The sequence below is a fragment of the Synechococcus sp. W60.3 genome (genome assembly GCF_047502615.1).
Lineage (GTDB): Bacteria > Cyanobacteriota > Cyanobacteriia > Thermostichales > Thermostichaceae > Thermostichus.
The window spans coordinates 1-18,725 of sequence record NZ_JANSHJ010000006.1; the positions used below are offsets into that span (position 1 = coordinate 1).

General features: G+C 61.1%; 17 protein-coding genes, 2 pseudogenes, 1 CRISPR repeat array and 1 riboswitch. Of the genes and pseudogenes, 10 read left to right on the top strand and 9 right to left on the bottom strand.

Features of this window, described 5'->3' with window-relative positions:
- Positions 1-97 precede the first annotated feature (97 nt).
- Positions 98-239, bottom strand: a riboswitch (cobalamin riboswitch).
- Between the two features lie 91 nt (positions 240-330).
- Entirely contained in the window at positions 331-798 is a 468-nt protein-coding gene (locus NW846_RS03280) for a hypothetical protein (protein WP_414515348.1), read from the bottom strand.
- Positions 704-2,122: a DUF1565 domain-containing protein gene (locus NW846_RS03285; RefSeq protein WP_414515311.1), complete on the bottom strand. Its 1,419-nt coding sequence runs from the start codon at positions 2,120-2,122 to the stop codon at positions 704-706. The genes NW846_RS03280 and NW846_RS03285 overlap by 95 nt, the downstream gene beginning before the upstream one ends.
- A 163-nt stretch (positions 2,123-2,285) precedes the next feature.
- Here NW846_RS03285 and NW846_RS03290 point away from each other — a divergent pair, with 163 nt between their 5' ends.
- The 3 genes from NW846_RS03290 to ald all read left to right on the top strand — a co-directional run bounded on the left by NW846_RS03290 (position 2,286) and on the right by ald (position 6,808).
- Positions 2,286-3,503: a pentapeptide repeat-containing protein gene (locus NW846_RS03290; RefSeq protein WP_011429982.1), complete on the top strand. Its 1,218-nt coding sequence runs from the start codon at positions 2,286-2,288 to the stop codon at positions 3,501-3,503.
- A 188-nt stretch (positions 3,504-3,691) separates the two neighbouring features.
- The gene (locus NW846_RS03295) at positions 3,692-4,822 is read left to right on the top strand and encodes an LptF/LptG family permease (RefSeq protein WP_414347250.1); all 1,131 of its coding nucleotides are present in this window, start codon (positions 3,692-3,694) and stop codon (positions 4,820-4,822) included.
- Positions 4,823-4,880: 58 nt separating this feature from the next.
- Positions 4,881-5,381: a CRISPR direct-repeat array (repeat unit 37 nt; unit sequence GTTTCCGTCCCCTTGCGGGGAAAAGGTAGGGATCAAC).
- Between the two features lie 335 nt (positions 5,382-5,716).
- Complete coding sequence (gene ald, locus NW846_RS03300) at positions 5,717-6,808, top strand: alanine dehydrogenase (protein WP_414347254.1); 1,092 nt, start codon at positions 5,717-5,719, stop codon at positions 6,806-6,808.
- Positions 6,809-6,817: 9 nt separating this feature from the next.
- Here ald and NW846_RS03305 read toward each other — a convergent pair whose 3' ends face one another.
- Positions 6,818-7,450, bottom strand: a complete 633-nt coding sequence (locus tag NW846_RS03305) for a ribonuclease D (RefSeq protein ID WP_011429985.1) — start codon at positions 7,448-7,450, stop codon at positions 6,818-6,820.
- 239 nt (positions 7,451-7,689) lie between these two features.
- Positions 7,690-7,995, bottom strand: coding sequence for a 30S ribosomal protein S14 (gene rpsN / locus NW846_RS03310; protein WP_011429986.1), 306 nt, complete (start codon positions 7,993-7,995; stop codon positions 7,690-7,692).
- Between the two features lie 144 nt (positions 7,996-8,139).
- Between rpsN and NW846_RS03315 the strand changes: the two genes are divergently transcribed.
- Positions 8,140-8,463 carry a hypothetical protein gene (locus NW846_RS03315; RefSeq protein WP_011429988.1) on the top strand — a complete coding sequence of 108 codons (324 nt, stop codon included), beginning with the start codon at positions 8,140-8,142 and terminating at the stop codon, positions 8,461-8,463.
- On the opposite strand, the gene NW846_RS03320 is transcribed toward NW846_RS03315, so the two are convergent.
- Both NW846_RS03320 and NW846_RS03325 read right to left on the bottom strand, forming a co-directional pair.
- A complete protein-coding gene (locus NW846_RS03320; RefSeq protein ID WP_414347245.1) occupies positions 8,460-9,980 on the bottom strand; it encodes a YcjF family protein in 1,521 nt (506 codons plus the stop codon). The genes NW846_RS03315 and NW846_RS03320 overlap by 4 nt on opposite strands.
- 80 nt (positions 9,981-10,060) lie before the next feature.
- Positions 10,061-10,552: a cytochrome c oxidase assembly factor Coa1 family protein gene (locus NW846_RS03325; protein ID WP_011429990.1), complete on the bottom strand. Its 492-nt coding sequence runs from the start codon at positions 10,550-10,552 to the stop codon at positions 10,061-10,063.
- Positions 10,553-11,064: 512 nt separating this feature from the next.
- Here NW846_RS03325 and NW846_RS03330 point away from each other — a divergent pair.
- Complete coding sequence (locus NW846_RS03330; protein ID WP_041438224.1) at positions 11,065-11,379, top strand: hypothetical protein; 315 nt, start codon at positions 11,065-11,067, stop codon at positions 11,377-11,379.
- 22 nt (positions 11,380-11,401) lie between these two features.
- Here the strand turns inward: NW846_RS03330 and recJ are convergent, their stop codons facing one another.
- Positions 11,402-13,630 carry a single-stranded-DNA-specific exonuclease RecJ gene (recJ, locus tag NW846_RS03335; RefSeq protein WP_414390358.1) on the bottom strand — a complete coding sequence of 743 codons (2,229 nt, stop codon included), beginning with the start codon at positions 13,628-13,630 and terminating at the stop codon, positions 11,402-11,404.
- Between the two features lie 113 nt (positions 13,631-13,743).
- The gene (locus tag NW846_RS03340) at positions 13,744-13,911 is read right to left on the bottom strand and encodes a hypothetical protein (RefSeq protein ID WP_083759159.1); all 168 of its coding nucleotides are present in this window, start codon (positions 13,909-13,911) and stop codon (positions 13,744-13,746) included.
- Between the two features lie 263 nt (positions 13,912-14,174).
- On the opposite strand from NW846_RS03340, the gene NW846_RS03345 reads away from it, so the two are divergent.
- The 4 genes from NW846_RS03345 to NW846_RS03360 all read left to right on the top strand — a co-directional run bounded on the left by NW846_RS03345 (position 14,175) and on the right by NW846_RS03360 (position 16,711).
- Complete coding sequence (locus NW846_RS03345; protein ID WP_011429994.1) at positions 14,175-15,098, top strand: metallophosphoesterase family protein; 924 nt, start codon at positions 14,175-14,177, stop codon at positions 15,096-15,098.
- Positions 15,099-15,173: 75 nt separating this feature from the next.
- Entirely contained in the window at positions 15,174-15,920 is a 747-nt protein-coding gene (locus NW846_RS03350) for a phosphoadenylyl-sulfate reductase (RefSeq protein ID WP_011429995.1), read from the top strand.
- A 3-nt stretch (positions 15,921-15,923) separates the two neighbouring features.
- Complete coding sequence (locus NW846_RS03355; protein WP_099812213.1) at positions 15,924-16,235, top strand: antibiotic biosynthesis monooxygenase family protein; 312 nt, start codon at positions 15,924-15,926, stop codon at positions 16,233-16,235.
- A gap of 131 nt (positions 16,236-16,366) precedes the next feature.
- Positions 16,367-16,711, top strand: coding sequence for an ArsR/SmtB family transcription factor (locus NW846_RS03360; protein ID WP_414348376.1), 345 nt, complete (start codon positions 16,367-16,369; stop codon positions 16,709-16,711).
- Positions 16,712-17,405: 694 nt separating this feature from the next.
- On the opposite strand, the pseudogene NW846_RS03365 reads toward NW846_RS03360, so the two are convergent.
- Positions 17,406-18,345 (bottom strand): annotated as a pseudogene (locus tag NW846_RS03365) (IS630-like element ISSoc15 family transposase).
- Between the two features lie 97 nt (positions 18,346-18,442).
- Here NW846_RS03365 and NW846_RS03370 point away from each other — a divergent pair.
- Positions 18,443-18,709, top strand: a pseudogene (locus NW846_RS03370) (DUF190 domain-containing protein); the annotation flags it as partial.
- Between the last annotated feature and the right edge of the window lie 16 nt (positions 18,710-18,725).

An 18,725-nucleotide genomic window follows, 5' to 3' on the forward strand; every position in this document is an offset into this window, starting at 1 on the left:
TCTCTCCTTCCTCTTGAATACCTGTACCCTATTTTAAATTAAAAGGCTGTACTTTCATCCGGTTGCTCCTGCTTCCGTGCGACGCGGAAGGGCTAAGCTTTGAGCCAAAGCCGCAGGCGGGCATCCTGACTGAGGGCCTTAGCCCATCACAGTTGCGGCACAGCGCCGGATTTGCACCGGACTTTCCCCATTGCTTGCCCTGGCTGATCCCCAGGACAACCTGACGGCACGGCTTTCCTCCCCATTGCTCTGGAAAAAGCCGTGCTAGGCATCATACATTCCCTGCTGGGGAGTTCCTATCCTGCCGGGGGGGATCCCTGGGCAGTGAGGTCAACGGAAGATCATCTCCGCCACCGCGTCAAAGCCGGCGTCCAACAGCCGATCCAAGACTGACTGGGCCTGGCTGCGGCTGTCGTAGAGGCCGGCCTGCAGCACCCTCCTGCCGTTGAACACGGTCTCCACCGCTTCGGGGACGAGCTGCCGCAGCCGCTGCAAATCGTCGCTGCCCTTGGGGGTCACCAGCACACGAAAGCGGGTGGCCGACTCTGCTGGGGCTACCGCCGGTTCTGGAGCCGCGGCAACGGGAACAGGGGGGGTTGTTGGGCTGCTGCCCGCTTGTCGGCGAGCCGGGGGTGGCAGGAGGGTAGTAATATCCGTGAGAGGAGCCACAGATTGCTGGCGGACGGGAGTGGCAGGAGCAGGCTCAACCGGTTGGGCAGGCGTGGTGGAGCCATCGGGGGTGAAGGGGACGGCAACAAACTCCTGGGGTTGAGCGCCTGCCGGCTGAGGGGCGCGCACTGGGCAAAATGCGCCCTCCCGATCCCGCTGCAGGAGGGGGAACGGGGGCAGTCGATTGGGGCACCGTCACCACCGGCAAGGTGGGAGAGGCCGCCGCCGGCTGGGGATCCCTGCTGGGAGCCGGAGGCTCGGCCTGCGGAGTTGTGGGCAGCGTCAAGCCGCCTGCCGCAATGGGTGGCGGGGCGTTGCTGGGCAGCGCAGCCACCGTGGTCTGGCCGGCCAGATCCAGCTCCCCTTTGGTTTTGCCGGCCAGTTGGTTGCCATTGGCGTTGAGGCGCAGGCCGCGGGTGGCATTGTGGATGTCGTACTGGCCGTTCCCCTCAAAGATGTTGTTGCCGGGATCCGAAGCCGTGCCCAAATCTGGCTGGGCGGTGGTGATAGCTGTCAGGCCAGTCTCCAGGTTGCGGGCAATGAGATTGTTGCGCAGGATGGGACGGGCGCTGCCGCCGACCACAATGCCGGTGCGGTTTTGCAGGATGCGGTTGTTGCGCACAATCGGCGCCGAGCGCTGGTCGATGGTGAGGCCAAAGCCGGTCTCTTGGAAGAGGTTGTTGACAATGGTGGGCTGGGAGGTGCCCAAGACGGAGATGCCGTTGGCCCCGTTTTTGTAGAAGCGGTTGCCTTCTATCCAGGGGTTGGAGGCGCCGGCGATGAAAATGCCGTCGTGGATGCTGCCCACAAAGCTGTTGTTGAGAATCCGCGGGGAAGCCGATTCTACCCAGAGGGCGTAGCCGCGCCGACCCTGGTTGCGCAGGGTAACCCCCCGCACCTCTGAGCCGGTCTCTGCCAGCAGGGCAACGTTTTGCCGGGCCAAGGTCGGGCTCATGTAGGTGCCGCCGCCATCGATCAGGTAGCCCTCTCCCAAGGTGGACTCGTCCCCGCGCAAGATAAGGCCGGCCTTGAGGCGGATGGGGAAGACTTCGCCGCTTTCTGCGCTGTACACCCCCGGCAGAAGCTGGATGATGCTGCCGGCTGGCGCCCGGCTGATGGCATGGGTGATGGTCTTGAAGGGGTTGTTGCGGGATCCATCCCCTTGGGTATCGCTGCCATTGGCGGCATCCACAAAAATGGCAGGGCGGTCGTCCGGCAGCGGCGGCGCTTGGGGCAGGGCCTGCTTCTCCAAAAGGCCGGTGTCCAGGGAAGTTTGCGCCCAACTGGGATCCCTTCCTGCCGCCAGCAGTAAGCTGGTGCTCAACAGCAAAGAGGTGGCCAGTCGCGTCAGCGTCGCGGAGCCGTGACGCTGCAACCGCAAGTCAGGCAGGACTGCTGTAAATTGGTGTTCGCCGGATTTCTGCAGACGGATGAACGATAAGGAAGAGATCATAGGAGTCATCCCCACACCAGGCTGGGCCAGAGAAGGAAGGAGGGTCGAGGCTATCCTACCAAACCTGACAGGCAGGACCCTGCCCTCTTCCCCAACTCCAAATACGGACTGACGCAGGCTTCTTTTTGTAGATCCAACGCTACCCCTAGAGTATACCCTTGCCATGACCGACGAAGCCCTTGCCCGCGAAGGCTCCTCCCAAGAGTTGCCGCTGGCTTCCCTCTCGTCTGGGCGCCCCCTGCTCAACCTGCTGTTGTTGGGGATCCCAGCCCTGCTGCTGCTGCTGGGCCAGTGGGCAGGGCAGCCGGCCCTGGGCTGGGGGGCGGTGCTGGCTTGGCTGGGCCTGGCCGGCTGGTGGGGGCAGCCGCTCTGGGTGCAGATCGGGCGCGACCTCTGGCAGTGGCTGACCACCTGGCCCAGCCTGGGGTGGGCGGCAGCAGCTCTCGGCTTGGCGGTGATGGGAGGATTGGTCTGGAGTGGAGCCTTCTCGGCCCTGGGATCCCTGAGCTGGGAGGCCATCGGGGCTTTGGGCGAGGTGTTCGGGGCTACAGGTCAGATCCTGATCGCCCTCCTGGCCGCCTACATCGCCTGGCGGCAGTACGTCATCTCCCGCGACCTCACCATCCAGCAGAACATCATCACCCAGCAGCAGACCATCGACGCCTACTTCGAGGGCATCTCCAACCTGGTTCTCTCCCCTGACGGGCAGTTGGACGACTGGCCCCTGGAGCGGGCCATTGCGGCCGGGCGCACGGCGGCGCTCCTCAACGGCGTGGATCGCTTTGGCAAAGCCAAGATCCTGCGCTTCCTCTCCACCGCTAACTTGCTTAGCCCCCTGCGCCGCGACGAACACCTGGGCCGGCCCATCCTGGACGGCAAAGGCGGCTACCAGCGGGATCGCCTCAACGGGATCCGGGTGGTGAATCTGGGCACCATGCTGGAAGGGGCCGACCTGCATGGCACCCTGCTGCGGGGGGTGGACTTCAGCGAGGCCAGCCTGGAAAGAGCCAACCTGCGGGATTGCGACCTCAGCCACACCAACCTCTGCGGGGCCAACCTGCGCAATGCCGACCTGCGCGGCGCCGATCTCTACCGCGCCCTCTTGTTTGTGGGATCCCTGCAGACGGCTTCTCCGGCTCAGCCAGGAAAAAAGCCCGATTTTAAAAGCGGGGCCTACGCCGGCGCCATCGTGGCCGGCGCGGACTTTCGCCGGGTGCGTCGCCTTTCCCCCGAACAAAGAGCCTACCTGGCCGCCTGGGGAGCCAAGCTGGATCCTGAGCCCCCGCTTCCCCTCAACTCCTCGGCCAGCCGTTTGGATCCCGGCGGCGAAACCGAGCCCTTACCCCCTCCTGCCGAGCCGCCGGCCTCCCGGAGGCCTTGATCCAGAGCCAATGGCCGGCAAACCTGGGTTCAACGCCAGCGCTGCCATGGTCATGGCAAACAGCCATGAAACAGCTTGTGAGTTGATCCCAGCTCCCCTCTCCCTCTGGGAGAGGGGCTGGGGGTGAGGGCCTGCCGGAGAACCGTTCAAGCTAGCCTGAAATAGCCCCAATCCCTCAATTGTTGGACATGGCCCGCTTGCTCACCAAGTTCTGGCTGCTGGAGCGCTACCTGTTTGGGCAGATGCTCACGCCGGTGCTGGCCGGTATAGCTGGGGGAACCCTGCTGCTTTTGGCAGGCCGGCTCTTTACCTTGGCCGAGCGGCTGGTCGAGGGATCCCTGCCGCCCCTGACGGTGTTGCGCCTTCTCATTTTGGATCTGCCGGAGATGGTGCTGCTGGGCATGCCCATCGCCGCTTTTTTTGCCACCATGCTCACCTTGGGCAAGCTGAGCGGCAACAGCGAGATTACCGCCATGCGGGCAGCCGGGATCCCGTTTACGCGCATTTTTCGTCCCCTGTTGCTGGTGGGGCTGCTCATGAGCCTGAGCGCTTTTTGGATCAGCAACGTGCTCCTGCCGGCCAGCAAACGAGAAATCCGCCAGATCGACCAGCAGGCGCTCCTGGCCCGGGCCACCACCCCGGTGCAATACGACGTCTTTTTCAGAACCGCCCGCGTTGGCGGGACGGAAGACAACCTCTGGTTTTTCATCCGCCAGGTGGATCCGCGGCTGAACACCATGCAGGATGTCACCATCTTGCAGGTGGATCCCTTGCCGGGGGGCAAGTACCAGTTGGCAGAGGTGACCCTGGCGGCCCAGGCGGTGTGGAATGGCCTGGACTGGACCCTCAGCGAAGGGGTGACCCACCGCTACGGCCCTGACGGCCTCAGCCTGGCCGAAGAGCCCTTCGACCGCAAGCCGCTAGAGGTCTCCCAAGATCTGGCCGCCCTGATGCAGCCGCCGGTTCCGCCCAACGAGCTGAGCCTGCCGGAGCTGGCGGAGCGCATCTCCCGCCTGGCCCGCTCCAACCTCAATACCCAGCCCCTGCGCACCGAGTTCCACATGCGCTTTTCCCTGCCCTTGGCCAGCTTTTTTGCCGTCTTGATCTCCCTTCCCCTGGGATCCACCACTGCGCGGCGGGTGGGCCGCTATGGGGGTGTCGTCTTCGGGATCCTGTTGGTGTTTGCCTACTACGTGGTGCTGAGTGTGTCTCGCAGCCTGGGCGAAGCAGGAGCCCTTCCCCCCTGGGCGGCAGCCTGGAGCTTCAACATCCTCTTCGGCGGCCTCGGCCTGCTGCTGTTGGCCCGCTTCCTGCGCTAGGGATCCCTTCTGGGCAGAGCAACCCCCGACCTAACCAGGGATCCACCGGATCCCTATAGTTTCCGTCCCCTTGCGGGGAAAAGGTAGGGATCAACCAGGGTGCTTTACACGTGCGACTCGGCGTGAAATCGCGTTTCCGTCCCCTTGCGGGGAAAAGGTAGGGATCAACGTCGTGTCGAGCGGTACTACGCTATCTTCAGGTATTATAGGTTTCCGTCCCCTTGCGGGGAAAAGGTAGGGATCAACTCCTGAACACAATCTATCCAACTTATGCACGTCTCTGTAAGTTTCCGTCCCCTTGCGGGGAAAAGGTAGGGATCAACTGGCCCTTCAGATCTACTACGCAGGGTATTTCATACCCTGTCGTTTCCGTCCCCTTGCGGGGAAAAGGTAGGGATCAACGTGATGCCCTCAGATTCGTGAGGGCACGTCTTGTAACAAACAGGTTTCCGTCCCCTTGCGGGGAAAAGGTAGGGATCAACAGCGCATGACTAAGCGCTGCCCGTATCTCTAATATGTAATGTTTCCGTCCCCTTGCGGGGAAAAGGTAGGGATCAACCCTACCCCCGGAAAAGGCTGAATCCATAAGGTTTTCAAGGTGCGTTTGCGAGGGAGTACGGAGACTTCCCGAAACAGATATTAACACTGCTTCGCCGGATAAGCGCAAGTCGGGAAATTCGCTGTTTTGAGGGCATTATGTCACGTTTTTGGGTCAATTTGGGCAAGCAGTTCTAGATTCCTCTTAAAGCCTGGTGTTGCCAGGGGAAAGCTAACAACGGCTCGCCCCGACAGATTGCGCACAAAACTTTACAATTCCTGCCGCCCCCCGTCGGCCAGGGATCCCATCCCAGCGCTGGTCTGTCTAGACTGGAAGACAGCCCTATGGGGATCCCTATGCGCATTGGTGTGCCCAAAGAGATCAAGGAGCAGGAGTTTCGCGTTGGCCTGACGCCGGCGGCGGTGCGGGCTCTGACGGAGCAGGGGCACCAGGTGTGGGTGGAGACCCAAGCTGGCCAGGGGGCGGGCTTTAGCGACGAAGACTACCAAAAAGCGGGGGCCAAGCTGGCCGCCACCCCTGAGGAGATCTACCAGCAGCAGTTGGTGGTGAAGGTCAAAGAGCCCCTGCCCGCCGAGTATCCCCTGCTCCACCCGGATCTGATCCTGTTTACCTATTTGCACCTGGCGGCCAGCCGCGAGCTGACTCAGGCCCTGCTGCGTTCGGGGGCCACCTGCCTGGCCTACGAGACGGTGGAGCTGGCCGATGGATCCCTGCCCCTCTTGATGCCCATGAGCATGATTGCCGGGCGGCTGTCGGTGCAATTGGGCGCCCACTACCTGACTCGCCAGCAGGGGGGGCGAGGCGTGCTGCTGGGCGGGATCCCAGGCGTGCCGCCGGGGCGGGTGGTGATCCTGGGCGGGGGCACGGTGGGCACCGAGGCGGCCAAGATGGCCGTTGGCCTGGGGGCGCGGGTGCAGATTTTGGACATCAACCTGCAGCGCCTCAACGAGCTGGAGCTGATCTTCGGCTCGCGGGTGGAGCTGCTCTACAGCACCGCCCAAAGCATCGAGGAATGTGTCCGCGAGGCCGACCTGGTGGTGGGAGCGGTGTTGGTGCCGGGCAGACGCGCCCCGGTTTTGGTGAAGGAAGAGCTGGTGGCCCAGATGCGGCCCCGCTCTTTGATCGTGGATGTGGCCGTGGATCAGGGGGGGTGCATCGCCACCACCAAGGCCACCACCCATGCCCAGCCGGTTTACGAAGCCTATGGAGTCTTGCACTACGGGGTTCCCAACATGCCGGGGGCCGTCCCCTGGACCTCGACCCAGGCGCTGGTCAACGCCACCCTCCCTTACATCTTCAAGTTGGCCAACCTCGGCTTGAGCGCCGCCTTGGAGCAGGACCCGGCCCTGGCCAAGGGGCTCAACCTCTGCGGCGGCAAGCTCATCCACCCGGCGGTGCGGGCCACCTTCCCCGACTTGGCCAACTGAGGGCCTTCGCTACTGGTGCTCGAAGACGTTGCCATATCCCAGCAGATCCAGCTCCACCAGGGTGGGGAGGTGTTGAAAACAGCGCTGTGCCAGCTCCCAGCGCTCTTCCCGCTGCAGCATTTGGGCCAACTTGTGGCGCACCGGGATCAAGTAACGAACATCGTTGGCCGCGTACTCCAACTGCTCCGGCGAGAGGGCCTGGACGTTTCCCCAGTCGGAGCTCTGGGCAGTTTTATTCAGCTCCACCCCGCACAGCTCGCCCACCACGTCCTTCAGGCTGTGCTTGCTGGTGTAGGTGCGGGCCAGCTTGCTGGCAATTTTGGTGCAGAAGACCGGCCAGGCCTGGATCCCCAAGTGGTAGCGCAGCATGGCCAGGTCAAAACGGGCGTAATGGAAGATCTTTTCGATGTTGGGATCCGTCAGCAGCCGCGCCAAATGGGGGGCCTGCTTCACGCCGCGGCTCAGCCGCAGCAGCACCACCTCGCCGGCAGCGTTGGCTATTTGCACCACACAGAGCCTGTCCCGCTGTGGGATCAGCCCCATTGTTTCGGTGTCCACAGCCAAGAGGGTTTCCCCGGCCAGCGCCTCTGCCACTTCGGGGGTGAGATCTTCGTCGCAGATCTGGAAAGGCTCTAGGGCCACAGGGATCCCTCGCTAACTTGGCGAGAGCAGCCGCCCGGCTGAGATACTTCCCTCGCCTGAAGACAAAAGTTTTTGACATCTCAACCAGCGCCGCTGGCCGACCAGCCCTGAGCAAACTCCACCCCCCTCGGAGACAGGAGATGCCCTCCCCTCGACTGAGACGGCCAGCAGCCTGGTTTTCGCTCGCAACGCTCCGCTCCTGCGGGCGGGGTTGTAACCAGCGGCTGGCAAGCTTGGCTCTACCAGCTTGCCTTGACCACGCCCGGCAGCAGGCCGCGGTGGGCCATTTCCCGCAGGCTGTTGCGGCAGAGGCCGAAATCCCGGAAATAGCCGCGGGGACGCCCGGTTTTCCAGCAGCGGTTGCGCAGGCGGGTGGGCGAGCTGGCCCGAGGGAGTTTTTGCAGTTGGGCGTGCAGCTCCATGCGGGTGGCCTGGTCGATGTTGGGATCGGCCATGGCCGCCTTGAGTTGTTGGCGCTTCTCCCGGTATTTTTCGACCAAGCGTTGGCGCTTTTTCTCCCGCTCGATCATGCTTTTTTTAGCCACGGCTCACCTGTTTCCCCAATTTTTCGGCTTTACTAGGATAGCGGGCAACAACAATCTGCAGCAAGGGATCCCCGGTGGGATTCCCGTGGTCGACTGCTTGCCCTTGCGGCGATCTAGCTGTACAGGCCAAGTTGAGGGTGGGGGATGGCCCTTTCCAAAGTAATTTCGTTCATCGCTGCCAAGTTCAAGGTTTCCCCGGAGCAGATCGAAGCCGCCCGCGTGGTCATTTACAGACCGCCGGCGTTGCTGGCCGTGCTCAAGTCGGTTCCGCCGCTGCCCAAAGAGGTGCTGGCGGATCCCAGCTTGACCTACGCCTACCCTGCCCCCTTTATCGAGTGGTCGAAGCGGATGCACGGCCTGGCGGAATGGGACGATGTGCCCGCCCTCAGCTACGCCGACTACGTGGCGCAGATGGAGCTGGCCTTCATGCCGACGGACATTGCTGTCGAGGCCACCAACAAGGACTAGCGCAGGCGAAAAACCCGTTCTGAGGCCTGGCGGACAAACTCCTTGAGCCAGCCCGATTTTTGGGCGCTCTCCACCTGGGCCTTGACCACTGCCTGCATCCCCCCTTCCCCCCAGCTTTGGTTGCGCTGGAAATACTCGATGAAGCTTTTGCCGGCAATGCGGGTGAGATAGCCGGCGCTGGCCGCCTGGATGGGGGCTGTCGCCAAAAAGCCAACCACGCTCACCTCAGCCACGGTGGCCAGGAGCCCGGTGGTCAGTTGGAGCGCCCCCTCCACCAGCCCCAGGCTGGCCAGGGTCTTGGCCAGCGACAGGGCCAGCTCCCGCCCCTGCTGCAGGTTCATCTTGCAGCCGTAGAGGGATCCCAGCTCCACCACCATCTGGGCGTTGATGGCGGCAATGGCCAGCAGATCCAGCGCCGGGATGGGGTTGGCAAAGACCACGCCGGTCACAATCCACTGAAAGCGGTCGATCACCTCCTCCGCCTGGCGGCGCAACTGCGCCTGGATGATCCGCTTGGCCTCTTCGCCCAGTTGCTGGGATTGCAGCAGGGCATTGTCCAACGCCAGGGATCCCCCCTCGGCGTAGAGCACCGCCTGGACGCGATCCCGCACCGCCGCCACCTCCGGTTCCGGCTGCCAGGTTTGGGATCCCACCTGTACAGGGGCTGGAGCAGCGGCGGCCGGCAGCACATCTTCCGGTTGGATCAAGGGGTAAACCCGTTCCCGCAGCCGTTGCAGCAGGAGCCGCCGTTCTTCGGGGGTGTAACGGTCGATTTTGTTGAGCACCAGCAGAGCCCGCTTGCCCAGGGCGATCAACCGACGCAAGGGATCCACCTCCGACCGGCGCAGATCCCCGTCCACCACCACCAGCAGCAGATCGGCAGCTTGGGCCTGGGCCTGCGCCTCCTCTTCCCGCATCGCCCCTGCCGGCCCGATCTCCAAAATGCCCGGACAGTCCACGATCTGCACCGGGTGGGGGATCCCGGGCAGGTCCCAATCGTAAACCGCCACCGCCTGCGTGGTGCCCAGCGTTGCCCCCACCGCCCCCACCCGCCGCCCCAGCAGCGCGTTCACCAGCGAGGTTTTGCCCGCCGATCCGGTGCCGAAAACCACCACCTTCAGTTGCGGCTGGGCCAACTGTTGGGCCAGCCGGGCCGACCGTTCCGCCAGCGCCGCCCGCGCCACCTGATCCTGGATCTGCGCCATCTGAGCTTCTAGTTGCGCCAGGTTGCGCCGGGCTGCCTCCCACTTCTCGGCAGGAGTTGCCGGGGGAGCTGGCCTGGGAAGCCTCTCGGTTTTAGGGGCGGGGCGGAACAGAAACAAGTAGTAGATGGAAGCGGCCAAAAACACCAGCAGCAGCAACACCAGCACCCCGATCAACAGCCCCCCCAAAATCGGGTGGTAGCGGGTGGCGTAGTACAGATCCAAAAACGATTGGATCAGCCAGACGATCAGGCCCGCGAACGAGGCCAACAGCGCCAACAGCAGCAGCAAGCGCAGATAGGGAACTGTTCGCATAGGGATCCAGGGCCACAACCGTTCGCGTCAGCGGGACGGAGTCCTTTTGACTTTACCCGCGGCTAAGCATGTCCAACTACTCAGATCTCGCCTGTCGGCAGCACTGCCCCTGCAGCCGGCTCCTCTTGTTCACAGCGGGATCCCCCCTCCCCTTTCAGGATCTGTATGGCCTGTGGATCCCCATCCACTTTCACCTGCAGATGGCGCAACTGCCAGGCTGAGCCGGCCACCCCCCGCTCCGACTCCACAGCCACCTCGCCGGTGCGCCGGGATCCCGTGATCAAAAAGGACAGACAGGCCCAGCCGGCTTGCTCATCCTCTTGAAAGCGCAGCCGCGAGGGCCAGCCCGGACGCAGGGGATCCCCCAGCCGCTCCACCACCACCGCAGTCTGTTCGAGCCGCTCCACCGCCAACTGGTAGGTGCGATAGGCGCCTGAAGCCCGGATCCCATTCCAGACCAGGATCCCTGCCCCCGCCAGCCCCAAGCCCAGCACCGCCAGCAGGCCCAGACAGCCGCATCCACAGCAGCCCAAAGGGGCGGCACAGCCGACTTTTTGGGGGCTTTCCGACACAGCCAATCGCAGAAGTAGGACGCCCCCAAACTAACACAGAACGGCTGCGCTGCCCCCTGAGGGGGGAGCCAGCTCTCCCTTGGCAGGGATTGCAGAAAGTAAAGTCTGGACAGGCCTACGCCATTTGTCGGTAGTTGCAAGGCCTCTTCGTTTCCGTATTACTACAGACAGTGGCTCGAAAAAATAGGATGTCGGCCAAGTTAAGCAAGTTCAGACAAGCCATTTGCAAGTTTAATTTTGCACTGCCCCATCAATGGGATCCCTAAGTATCCAATTGCTGCTCCGGCTTCGAGTTAGACGTGAAAGTCTAACGCATCGCCGATCCTAGGTTTCTCTCCGCATGGGATCTGAGCAAAGTCGAAGCTTATAAACCCGTGAAAGGCCCGGGATCTTGGGCAGCGAAAAAGCCGGCAAAGTGCGTATATCCAATCCGCCATTCGGCGGAGTCCATTTCAGAGGGTCTTGCCGAGAATGAAACCAGCGAAAGGTCTCAATCCAAGAGCATCCCCACCATGAGCGAGATCAAAAGCACGATTGTGCAGCAAATTATTCAAACTGCCATGATGACCGGTCTGCTTACCGCTGCTCAGGAACACGAACTTAACGTCAAAGTCTTCCAAGAGGATTGCTCCGAGGCTGACCTCTTCCTGCTGCGCCGCCTGCACCGCTGCCTACGCCAGGGATCCATCCGCCGGATCCCGGCTTTGCACAACACTATAGCCGTTGGCCGCTTTGGCCCTCCCTTGCGCCCGCTGCCCGACAGAGCCGAAGAGGCACAACTCCAGCCGGCAGGGCTAAGCGTAGTGCGCAATCCCAAAGTTGGCTGATGGTGGTGCCGGGGGGCGTCTTCTACTTCGGAGAAACAACTGCCGGCAGGGGATCCGGTCGCAGCAGCCGCTGACAGAGCTGGGCGATCTGGGTGGGGCTGGCTTCGTCCAGCCAGCGGTGAAAAGCTTGGGATTCTTGAATGCGGCCCAGCAGCCGTGTTGGGATCTGCTCCGGCCCCTCCAATTCCGCCAGCCACTGCCAGGGCAAGCCGGTTGTCGCCGCCAGGACATGGGGATCCCATTGTCCCGTCCGCCCCAATTCCTGGAGTCGGGCGATTTGGTGGGGGAGGCGCTTCCAGTGATGACCAGAAGCGGCCAGGATCAGCGTTTGCGGCTGCACCTGCTGCAGCAGTTGGGCTAGATTTGCCGGCAGCCAGGGCCAGCGGGCCAGCAGCAGAGCTGTTTTTGCCGACGGGAGGAAGTCTTGCTCGAGAGGAAGGGCCTGCCCATCGTAGCGGAAGACTTCTTGGAGGGAATCCGGCAGGGGGCGTTGCCGGTAATCCTGGATCCGAAGGCTGGGGGCGGAAACGGTGGGCGCCTGCCAGTCGCCAGAGGGGCGCACCGCCAGCACTTTGCCCTGCCAGGGCTGCTCGGCTTCCAACTGCAGGGCGATGTCCAAGGCCTGGCATGCTTGCCACCGCTCCAGCTCTTCGCCGGCTTCCCAAAACCAGAGGGCACGGGATCCCAGCTCAAACTTCAGGTGGCGGCCATTCTGGGAAGCCCTCAGCCTGACGCTGCCGCGGCGAACGTTCATCAAGGCTACGACAGGGTTGGGGTTGCCGTGGCCAAAGGGCTGCAGAAGCTGCAACTGCCGATACACCTCGTCCAGCTCTGCCACCCCATCCCGGCCCTGAGAGGCCAACCGCTCCCAATCGATAACAATCTCCACCGCCAAGGCGCGAGCTTGGCGATCCGGGCCGACCCGCGCGGCCAGCTCCCGCCGCAAAGCCAGTTGTACGGCGGCCAGGCAGGACAGATCCACTTGGATCCCAGCGGCCATGGGGTGGCCGCCTCCCCCCAGCAAGAGGGGACGCACAGCCTCGATGGCCTCCACCAGGTTCACCCCCGGAATCGAGCGGCCCGAACCATAGCCCCGTCCCGTCCTCTCGTCTTTGGCAATCAACACCGTCGGGCAACCGTACTGCTCCGCCAAGCGCGCCGCGGCGATCCCCAAAACCCCCGGATTCCAGCCGCTTCCGGCCAAAACAATTGCCCGCTCCCGCGCCAGATCCAAGCTCTCCACCTGTTGGCTGGCCTCTTGCAGAACCTGTTGGGTGAGTTGCCGACACTCCTCATTGAGGGCAACAAAATGCTCCACCAGCGTCTGGGCCCGCTGCGGATCCGAGGTGGTCAACAGCTCCACCGCTAGGCTGGCATCGTCCCAGCGACCAATGGCGTTCAGCTTGGGGGCAAGGCGAAAGGCGATGTCCTGGGCTGTCGGCGTTCCTGAGGATTGGCTGTTGCTCACCCAATCCAAAAGAGCCCGCAGCCCCGGACGCTGGGTGTTGGCCAGCACGGGCAGGCCCCGCTGCACCAGGTAGCGGCACTCCCGCTGCAACACCGCCACATCGGCCACGATCCCCACCGCCACCAGATCCAGGTACTCTTCTACACCAGGGATCCCCAGCGCTTGGTAGAGGGCCTCCGCCAGCTTGTAGGCCACCCCCACCCCCGGCAGAAAGCGCAGCGGGTGTTCCTCTGGCAGGCGCAGCGGGTTGACCACCGCATAGGCAGGGGGCAAGGGATCCGGCAGGGCGTGGTGATCCGTCACGATCACGTCCACCCCTTGGGCTTGGGCCAGAGCAATCTCGGCAGCATTGCCTATGCCGCAATCCACCGTCAGGAGCACCTGGCAGCCTTGATCCAGCACCTGCTGCAGCCGCTGAGGGTTCAAGCCATGCCCTTCGGTGCTGCGCAGCGGTAGAGTGAACTGGACTCGGAAGCCCAAGGTTTGTAGCGCCGAGAGCAAGAGGCTGGTGGCGGTAACGCCATCGCAGTCGAAGTCTCCCCAAATGCAGAGGGTTTCTCCTCTTTTTCTTGCCTGCAACAGCCGCGCCACCGCCCGCTCCAGATCCGGCAGGGATCCCGCTGGCGTGGGAGAATACTGATTAGGATCGACAAAAGCCCGCGCCTGTTCTCGGCTGTGCAACCCCCGCAGAGCCAGCACCTTGGCCGCATACTTGCCGTACTCTCGGCTCAGCTCCGGATCAAATTGAGGCGGGGTGGGCAGCAGATCCCAGCGGTATTCCATGCAAGCTCGACAGGAATAAAACTCCCTGGGAGCCTATCAAAAACTGCTCAGGGAGAAAAGCAGCTTGGGATCCCGGAAAGCAAAAGCCGGGGTGAGCGATCCCTGCCAACCTGCTATTGACAGCAGTGAGAGGCCACGCAGCAAGGGGAGGGGTGGGCGTGGTCATGGGTGGCACAGGCTTGGCTGCAGTAGAGTTGGCCTTCGTAGCGATAGCCTTGGCTGCTTTCGAAGCTGCAGTTGCAGTGGTCACAGGCGCAACGAACAAGGGTGGTAGCAGACATGATTTTTTCTCCTTGCTTGAACTGAGGGATCCTCTTGTCGAAGATCCGTGTTGCTATACCCTAGCAGTTGCTCGGCAGCGGCGCCGGAACAAGAATCAGACTCATTTGTGACGATTCCAAATCGCAGCAACCACAACTCCCCTCTCCCAAAGGGAGAGGGGCTGGGGGTGAGGGTATCCTGGCTGAGGTTAAGAGAAGCCCATAGCCCTCTAGCCGGTTATTGACTATGATGCGGGCGTGAGGTGTGAATAAGTACCTAGGTGATGGCCACCCAAAGGATTTGCTTTGCCCAAGTCTCAGATGTTCACCTAATGCCGGAGACAGGGTGCCGCTGCTGGTGGATGTCCGATTCCCCCCGCCGCCAGTTGGAAGCTGCCGTTGCCCATCTCAACCAAGTGCCGGATCTGGACTTTGTGGTGTTCACCGGCGATTTGGTGGATCAAGCCGATCCGGAGAGCTTTGAGGTGTTCCAGGAGATCCTCGCCCAACTGCGGGTGCCCTACTACCTCAGCCTCGGCAACCACGATATCGACACCTTGGGGAGGGAGGGGCGCTTCAACCGGGAGCAATTTATCCGCTGGTGCCAACGTCAATTTCCGTTGCCCCTTGCCCCCACAGGCTATGTCGATTACAGCCTTTCCCCCCTGCCTGGGATCCGCTTGATTGCCCTCGATGCCAGCCTGGGCCAGTTCCCTCTGCCCCAGGGCGTGCTGCGCCCCGCGCAACTGCGCTGGCTAGGCGAACATCTACAAGCGGTGCCGGAGGAATGGCTGATCCTGCTCATCCATCAGCCTCCCTTTATCTCCCCCACCCAAATGGATGCGGTTTTGTTCCGCAAGTACCGGCTTCGCAGCGAGCAAGCTGTAGCTCTGCATACCCTCTTGGCCGACCACGGGCGGGTGGTGGCAGTGTTGAGTGGACATCTGCACGTGCCGAAGGTCTATGTGCAGGACGGAATCCCCTACCTGACAGCGCCGCCTCTGGTGGGGCCGGTCTCCGCTCTGCGCGTGTTTGAGTTGGACGTCAACCCACGGCGAGGGGTGTTGCGCTACCACTGGGTTCACCTGCCGGAGCCGGATCCCAGACCTCTCTGGCATGGCCTGGTCATGGGAGTTCGGCGGGATCGCTGGGGACAAATCCCCCTGCGGGCCAAAGGATCTCGATCCCTGCCCGCCGTTGCCCAGTAGCCAAAAATCCTAAACCTTGACCGAATTAGTGTAGATTAAAAAGGCAAAGAGCCTTGGATTCGATGTCTTCCCCCTATGACTGCAACCCTTTCTTCCTCCGGCCACTGGGAGCTGGCGGCTCAGGCGTTACGAGAGCAGTATCAGCCGCAGGTAGCTTCTCTGAGCGAGCGATTTGAGCCTTTGTCGGCGAGCGACCTGCTGGCCTGGGCCGTTGCGGAGTTTGGGGACGGGCTGGTGCTGGCCTGCAGCTTTGGACCGGAAGATCTGGTTCTCATCGATCTGCTCACGGCCATTCGCCCCCAGGTGCGCGCCTTTTTCCTGGATACCGATTTTCACTTCCCGGAAACCCTGCAACTGCAGCAGCAGGTGTTGGCCCGTTACCCCCATTTGCAGCTGGAGATCTTCAAACCGCTGCTCACCCCCGAAGAGCAGGCGGCGCAATATGAGCCGGAGCTGTACCGCACCAACCCTGACCTCTGCTGCAGCCTCCGCAAGGTAGAGCCCCTGAATCGCGCCCTGGCCAACTGCACCACCTGGATTACGGGGATGCGCCGCGAGCAATCCCCCACCCGCGCCGATATCGGCAAGGTGCAGTGGGATGGCAAGCGCAACCGCCTCAAGCTCAACCCGCTCGCCGACTGGACAAACGGCCAAGTCTGGAAGTACATCCTCGACCACGGGATCCCTTACAACCCCCTCCACGACCGCAACTATCCCAGCATCGGCTGCATCCACTGCACGGCGCCGGTGGAGCCGGGAGCGGATCCCCGCTCTGGCCGCTGGAAGGGCACAGCCAAAACCGAGTGCGGCCTGCACACCTAGCCTATGAACCCTTCGCCTGTCCTAGAGGTGGCTCAGTTTGAAGTCAGCCCCGGCTCTGAAGCCGCTTTTGAGGCTGCCATCGCGCAAGCCTTTGTCTACCTACAACAGACCGATGGCTATCGGCAGCACCAACTGCAGCGCTGTTTAGAGCACCCTCAGCAATACCTGTTGCTGGTACACTGGGGATCCCTGGAGGCCCATTTGGTTAACTTCCGCCAATCGGAAAACTTTGTCCGCTGGCGCGCCCTCCTCGAGCCCTACTTTGCTCGGCCACCGCAGGTGTTGCATTACCAACTGCTGCCGGGGTTGACCTGATCAGAGGCAGCGCGAGCCTAGGGTTGCGCTGGTGCTGCAAAGCAATGGCGGCCTTCCCAGTCCAGGAGCAACTGGGGTGGGGGGAGTGCTTGCCGACGGGAGCGCAAAGCTCTTGCTACCCTAGTCGAAGGATGGTTTCTTGGTTGGCCAAGGTAGAGGAGGATTTGCTGTGTGAGCAGGTACGGGAGGGATTTCACGCTCTCTCCGATCCGATTCGCCTGCGCGCGCTGCAACTGTTGCGTGGGCAGGAGCTGTGCGTTTGCGATCTCTGCGAAAAGCTGCAGGTAAGCCAATCCAAGCTCTCGTTTCACTTAAAGACCTTGCGAGATGCGCAGTTGGTCAACGCTCGCCAGCAGGGGCGCTGGATCTACTACAGCCTCAACCCACCTCGCTTTCAGCTCTTGCAGCATTTTTTGGATAGCCTAGGACAAGCTGCGCCCTCTGAGGTTGCCGTTCCCTGTGCGGAGGATCCCTAGGTATTTATCCTCGATTGAGGCGCAGGTTGCTTGCCCTGCCGCCCTAGCCCTGGGGGGGGGACGCCACAACCCCCGCTACAGGGCCTACGGCCCGCTGACGTGAAGGAATCTCAAACTGCCTCAGCAGATACTTCCTCCTCAGATTCACCCCCCACCCTGTCTTGGTGAAACCTGACCAGAAGTTTCCGCATCTGAGAAGCCGTCTGCCGACACTCTCGGCGAACAGCTACCTTGACACTCCCACCGCCTAAAGGCGGGGGATTCTTACGCAGTCCACAAAAGAACCCGCAACGGCGTTGTCAAAGCGCCTCTAGACAGTTCCTTAACGCAAAGCCCCAAGGTTCTGCTGACTTTCTTAAGCAGGTTGGCGGCAGCATTCGCCTCAGCCCAGAGGGTCTCCACCCGTCGGGTTTTTCACCATAATTAGGTAGCTCATCTCCATCTAGGAAGCTTGCCTGCGAGCTGTACGCCTCCTCTACCTCAATAAACTCCATGCCATAATGCCGACATAATTGCGCAATACGCTCCTTGAACCGACCTGTTGGAATGAAAACAAAGTTTTGGTTACAGCCTTTTAATTTAAAATAGGGTACAGGTATTCAAGAGGAAGGAGAGAAAGGAATGCCGACTCATTCTTTGGATTTGCGGCAAAGAGTTGTAGCAGCCTATCAGGCAGGTACAGCCTGTTAAGGGCTCAAGGGGTACAATAGCAGCACTTAGCAAACCAACTTCGGAAGGAGGATGGATTGATCAGTAGTAAAGAAGTCTTCACTATCTGCTCCATGCTATATTTCCCAATTCTGCAAAGCTGCCGAGTAAAATGCTTCAACACTGACCACATCATCTCAATGGGATTCAACTCCGGCGCATACACAGGCAGGTATAGGATTCGTGCTCCTGTCCCCCTAATCAATTCCTCAACTTCCCGACTCTTGTGGATATTCAAATTGTCCATAATCACAACCTTCCTCGCATCTAGCTTCGGACATAACTCGCTTCTCAAAAACTCCAAAAAGTCCTCTTTCTTCATCCCACCCTTGATGACACGACAGCCAACTACACCTCTCAAGGAAATAGCTCCAATAACCGTATACTTTTCACCCTTGTATCTCTGACGATAATGATATGACCACGTAAACTCCGAGATACTCTCCGCTCCATTCCCTCCCAGACTCCCGTCTGGTCGATGGCAATCAAATCCTCCGCTGGAATATTCCTGACTTCTTGACTATAAGCTAGTCGTTCCCTTTGCACCTCCTCTTCTTTGACTTTTGCACTGCGGTAGGTCTTTTTTTTAGAGTCATTCCTTGCTTTTTCAAGAAATTATGTATTGTGACGATGCTTACATTGATTCCTAAGCGCTCGCGCAACAGTTCTTGATACTGCCACAGGTAGAAGTCTGGGTGTTCTGTAATAATTGCCATCACTTCCTGCCGATGTTGTTCCAAAATGCCCACTCGCTTGGTGCCTGCTTTCTTAGGGGCTAAATCTTGAGTTTGTTGGTACTGTCGCACCCAGCGGTGTACTGTTCTTTTGGTCACCATGAAGCGTTTAGCTACCTGGCGGATGGAGGTGTTACCTGCCTGGTAGGCTGCTACAACTCTTTGCCGCAAATCCAAAGAATGAGTCGGCATTCCTTTCTCTCCTTCCTCTTGAATACCTGTACCCTATTTTAAATTAAAAGGCTGTATCTACATTGGCGAGTCGGATCACTGACAAAATAAGCTTCTCTACCTGGCTCTGCTGGAGCTGGCTCGTCGGCGGGGCATGGCGGGCGGTACCATGGTGAGAGCCATTGCCAGCTTTGGCCACAACAGTCACATTCGCAGCAGCAACCTTCTCGAGCTTTACACAGATCTGCCCATTTTGGTAACGTTTATCGACACGCCGGAGAAAATCAAGGCCTTTCTGCCGGATGTCAAAAACCTGGTGCGCGACGGTCTAGTTACTTGCCACAGCGTCCAAGTATTCCATCACGCTCCTCAGCCCCAGCCATAGTCCCGATCCCCAGTTG

What these genes read in the sequence shown, in the direction of transcription:
- NW846_RS03350 (WP_011429995.1), top strand. Translation starts at nt 15,174, where the DNA reads ATGACTGCAACCCTTTCTTCCTCCGGCCACTGGGAGCTGGCGGCTCAG.
- NW846_RS03360 (WP_414348376.1), top strand. Translation starts at nt 16,367, where the DNA reads ATGGTTTCTTGGTTGGCCAAGGTAGAGGAGGATTTGCTGTGTGAGCAG.
- NW846_RS03315 (WP_011429988.1), top strand. Translation starts at nt 8,140, where the DNA reads ATGGCCCTTTCCAAAGTAATTTCGTTCATCGCTGCCAAGTTCAAGGTT.
- NW846_RS03330 (WP_041438224.1), top strand. Translation starts at nt 11,065, where the DNA reads ATGAGCGAGATCAAAAGCACGATTGTGCAGCAAATTATTCAAACTGCC.
- NW846_RS03345 (WP_011429994.1), top strand. Translation starts at nt 14,175, where the DNA reads ATGGCCACCCAAAGGATTTGCTTTGCCCAAGTCTCAGATGTTCACCTA.
- NW846_RS03320 (WP_414347245.1), bottom strand. Translation starts at nt 9,980, where the DNA reads ATGCGAACAGTTCCCTATCTGCGCTTGCTGCTGCTGTTGGCGCTGTTG.
- recJ (WP_414390358.1), bottom strand. Translation starts at nt 13,630, where the DNA reads ATGGAATACCGCTGGGATCTGCTGCCCACCCCGCCTCAATTTGATCCG.
- NW846_RS03355 (WP_099812213.1), top strand. Translation starts at nt 15,924, where the DNA reads ATGAACCCTTCGCCTGTCCTAGAGGTGGCTCAGTTTGAAGTCAGCCCC.
- NW846_RS03295 (WP_414347250.1), top strand. Translation starts at nt 3,692, where the DNA reads ATGGCCCGCTTGCTCACCAAGTTCTGGCTGCTGGAGCGCTACCTGTTT.
- NW846_RS03290 (WP_011429982.1), top strand. Translation starts at nt 2,286, where the DNA reads ATGACCGACGAAGCCCTTGCCCGCGAAGGCTCCTCCCAAGAGTTGCCG.
- NW846_RS03340 (WP_083759159.1), bottom strand. Translation starts at nt 13,911, where the DNA reads ATGTCTGCTACCACCCTTGTTCGTTGCGCCTGTGACCACTGCAACTGC.
- NW846_RS03285 (WP_414515311.1), bottom strand. Translation starts at nt 2,122, where the DNA reads ATGATCTCTTCCTTATCGTTCATCCGTCTGCAGAAATCCGGCGAACAC.
- ald (WP_414347254.1), top strand. Translation starts at nt 5,717, where the DNA reads ATGCGCATTGGTGTGCCCAAAGAGATCAAGGAGCAGGAGTTTCGCGTT.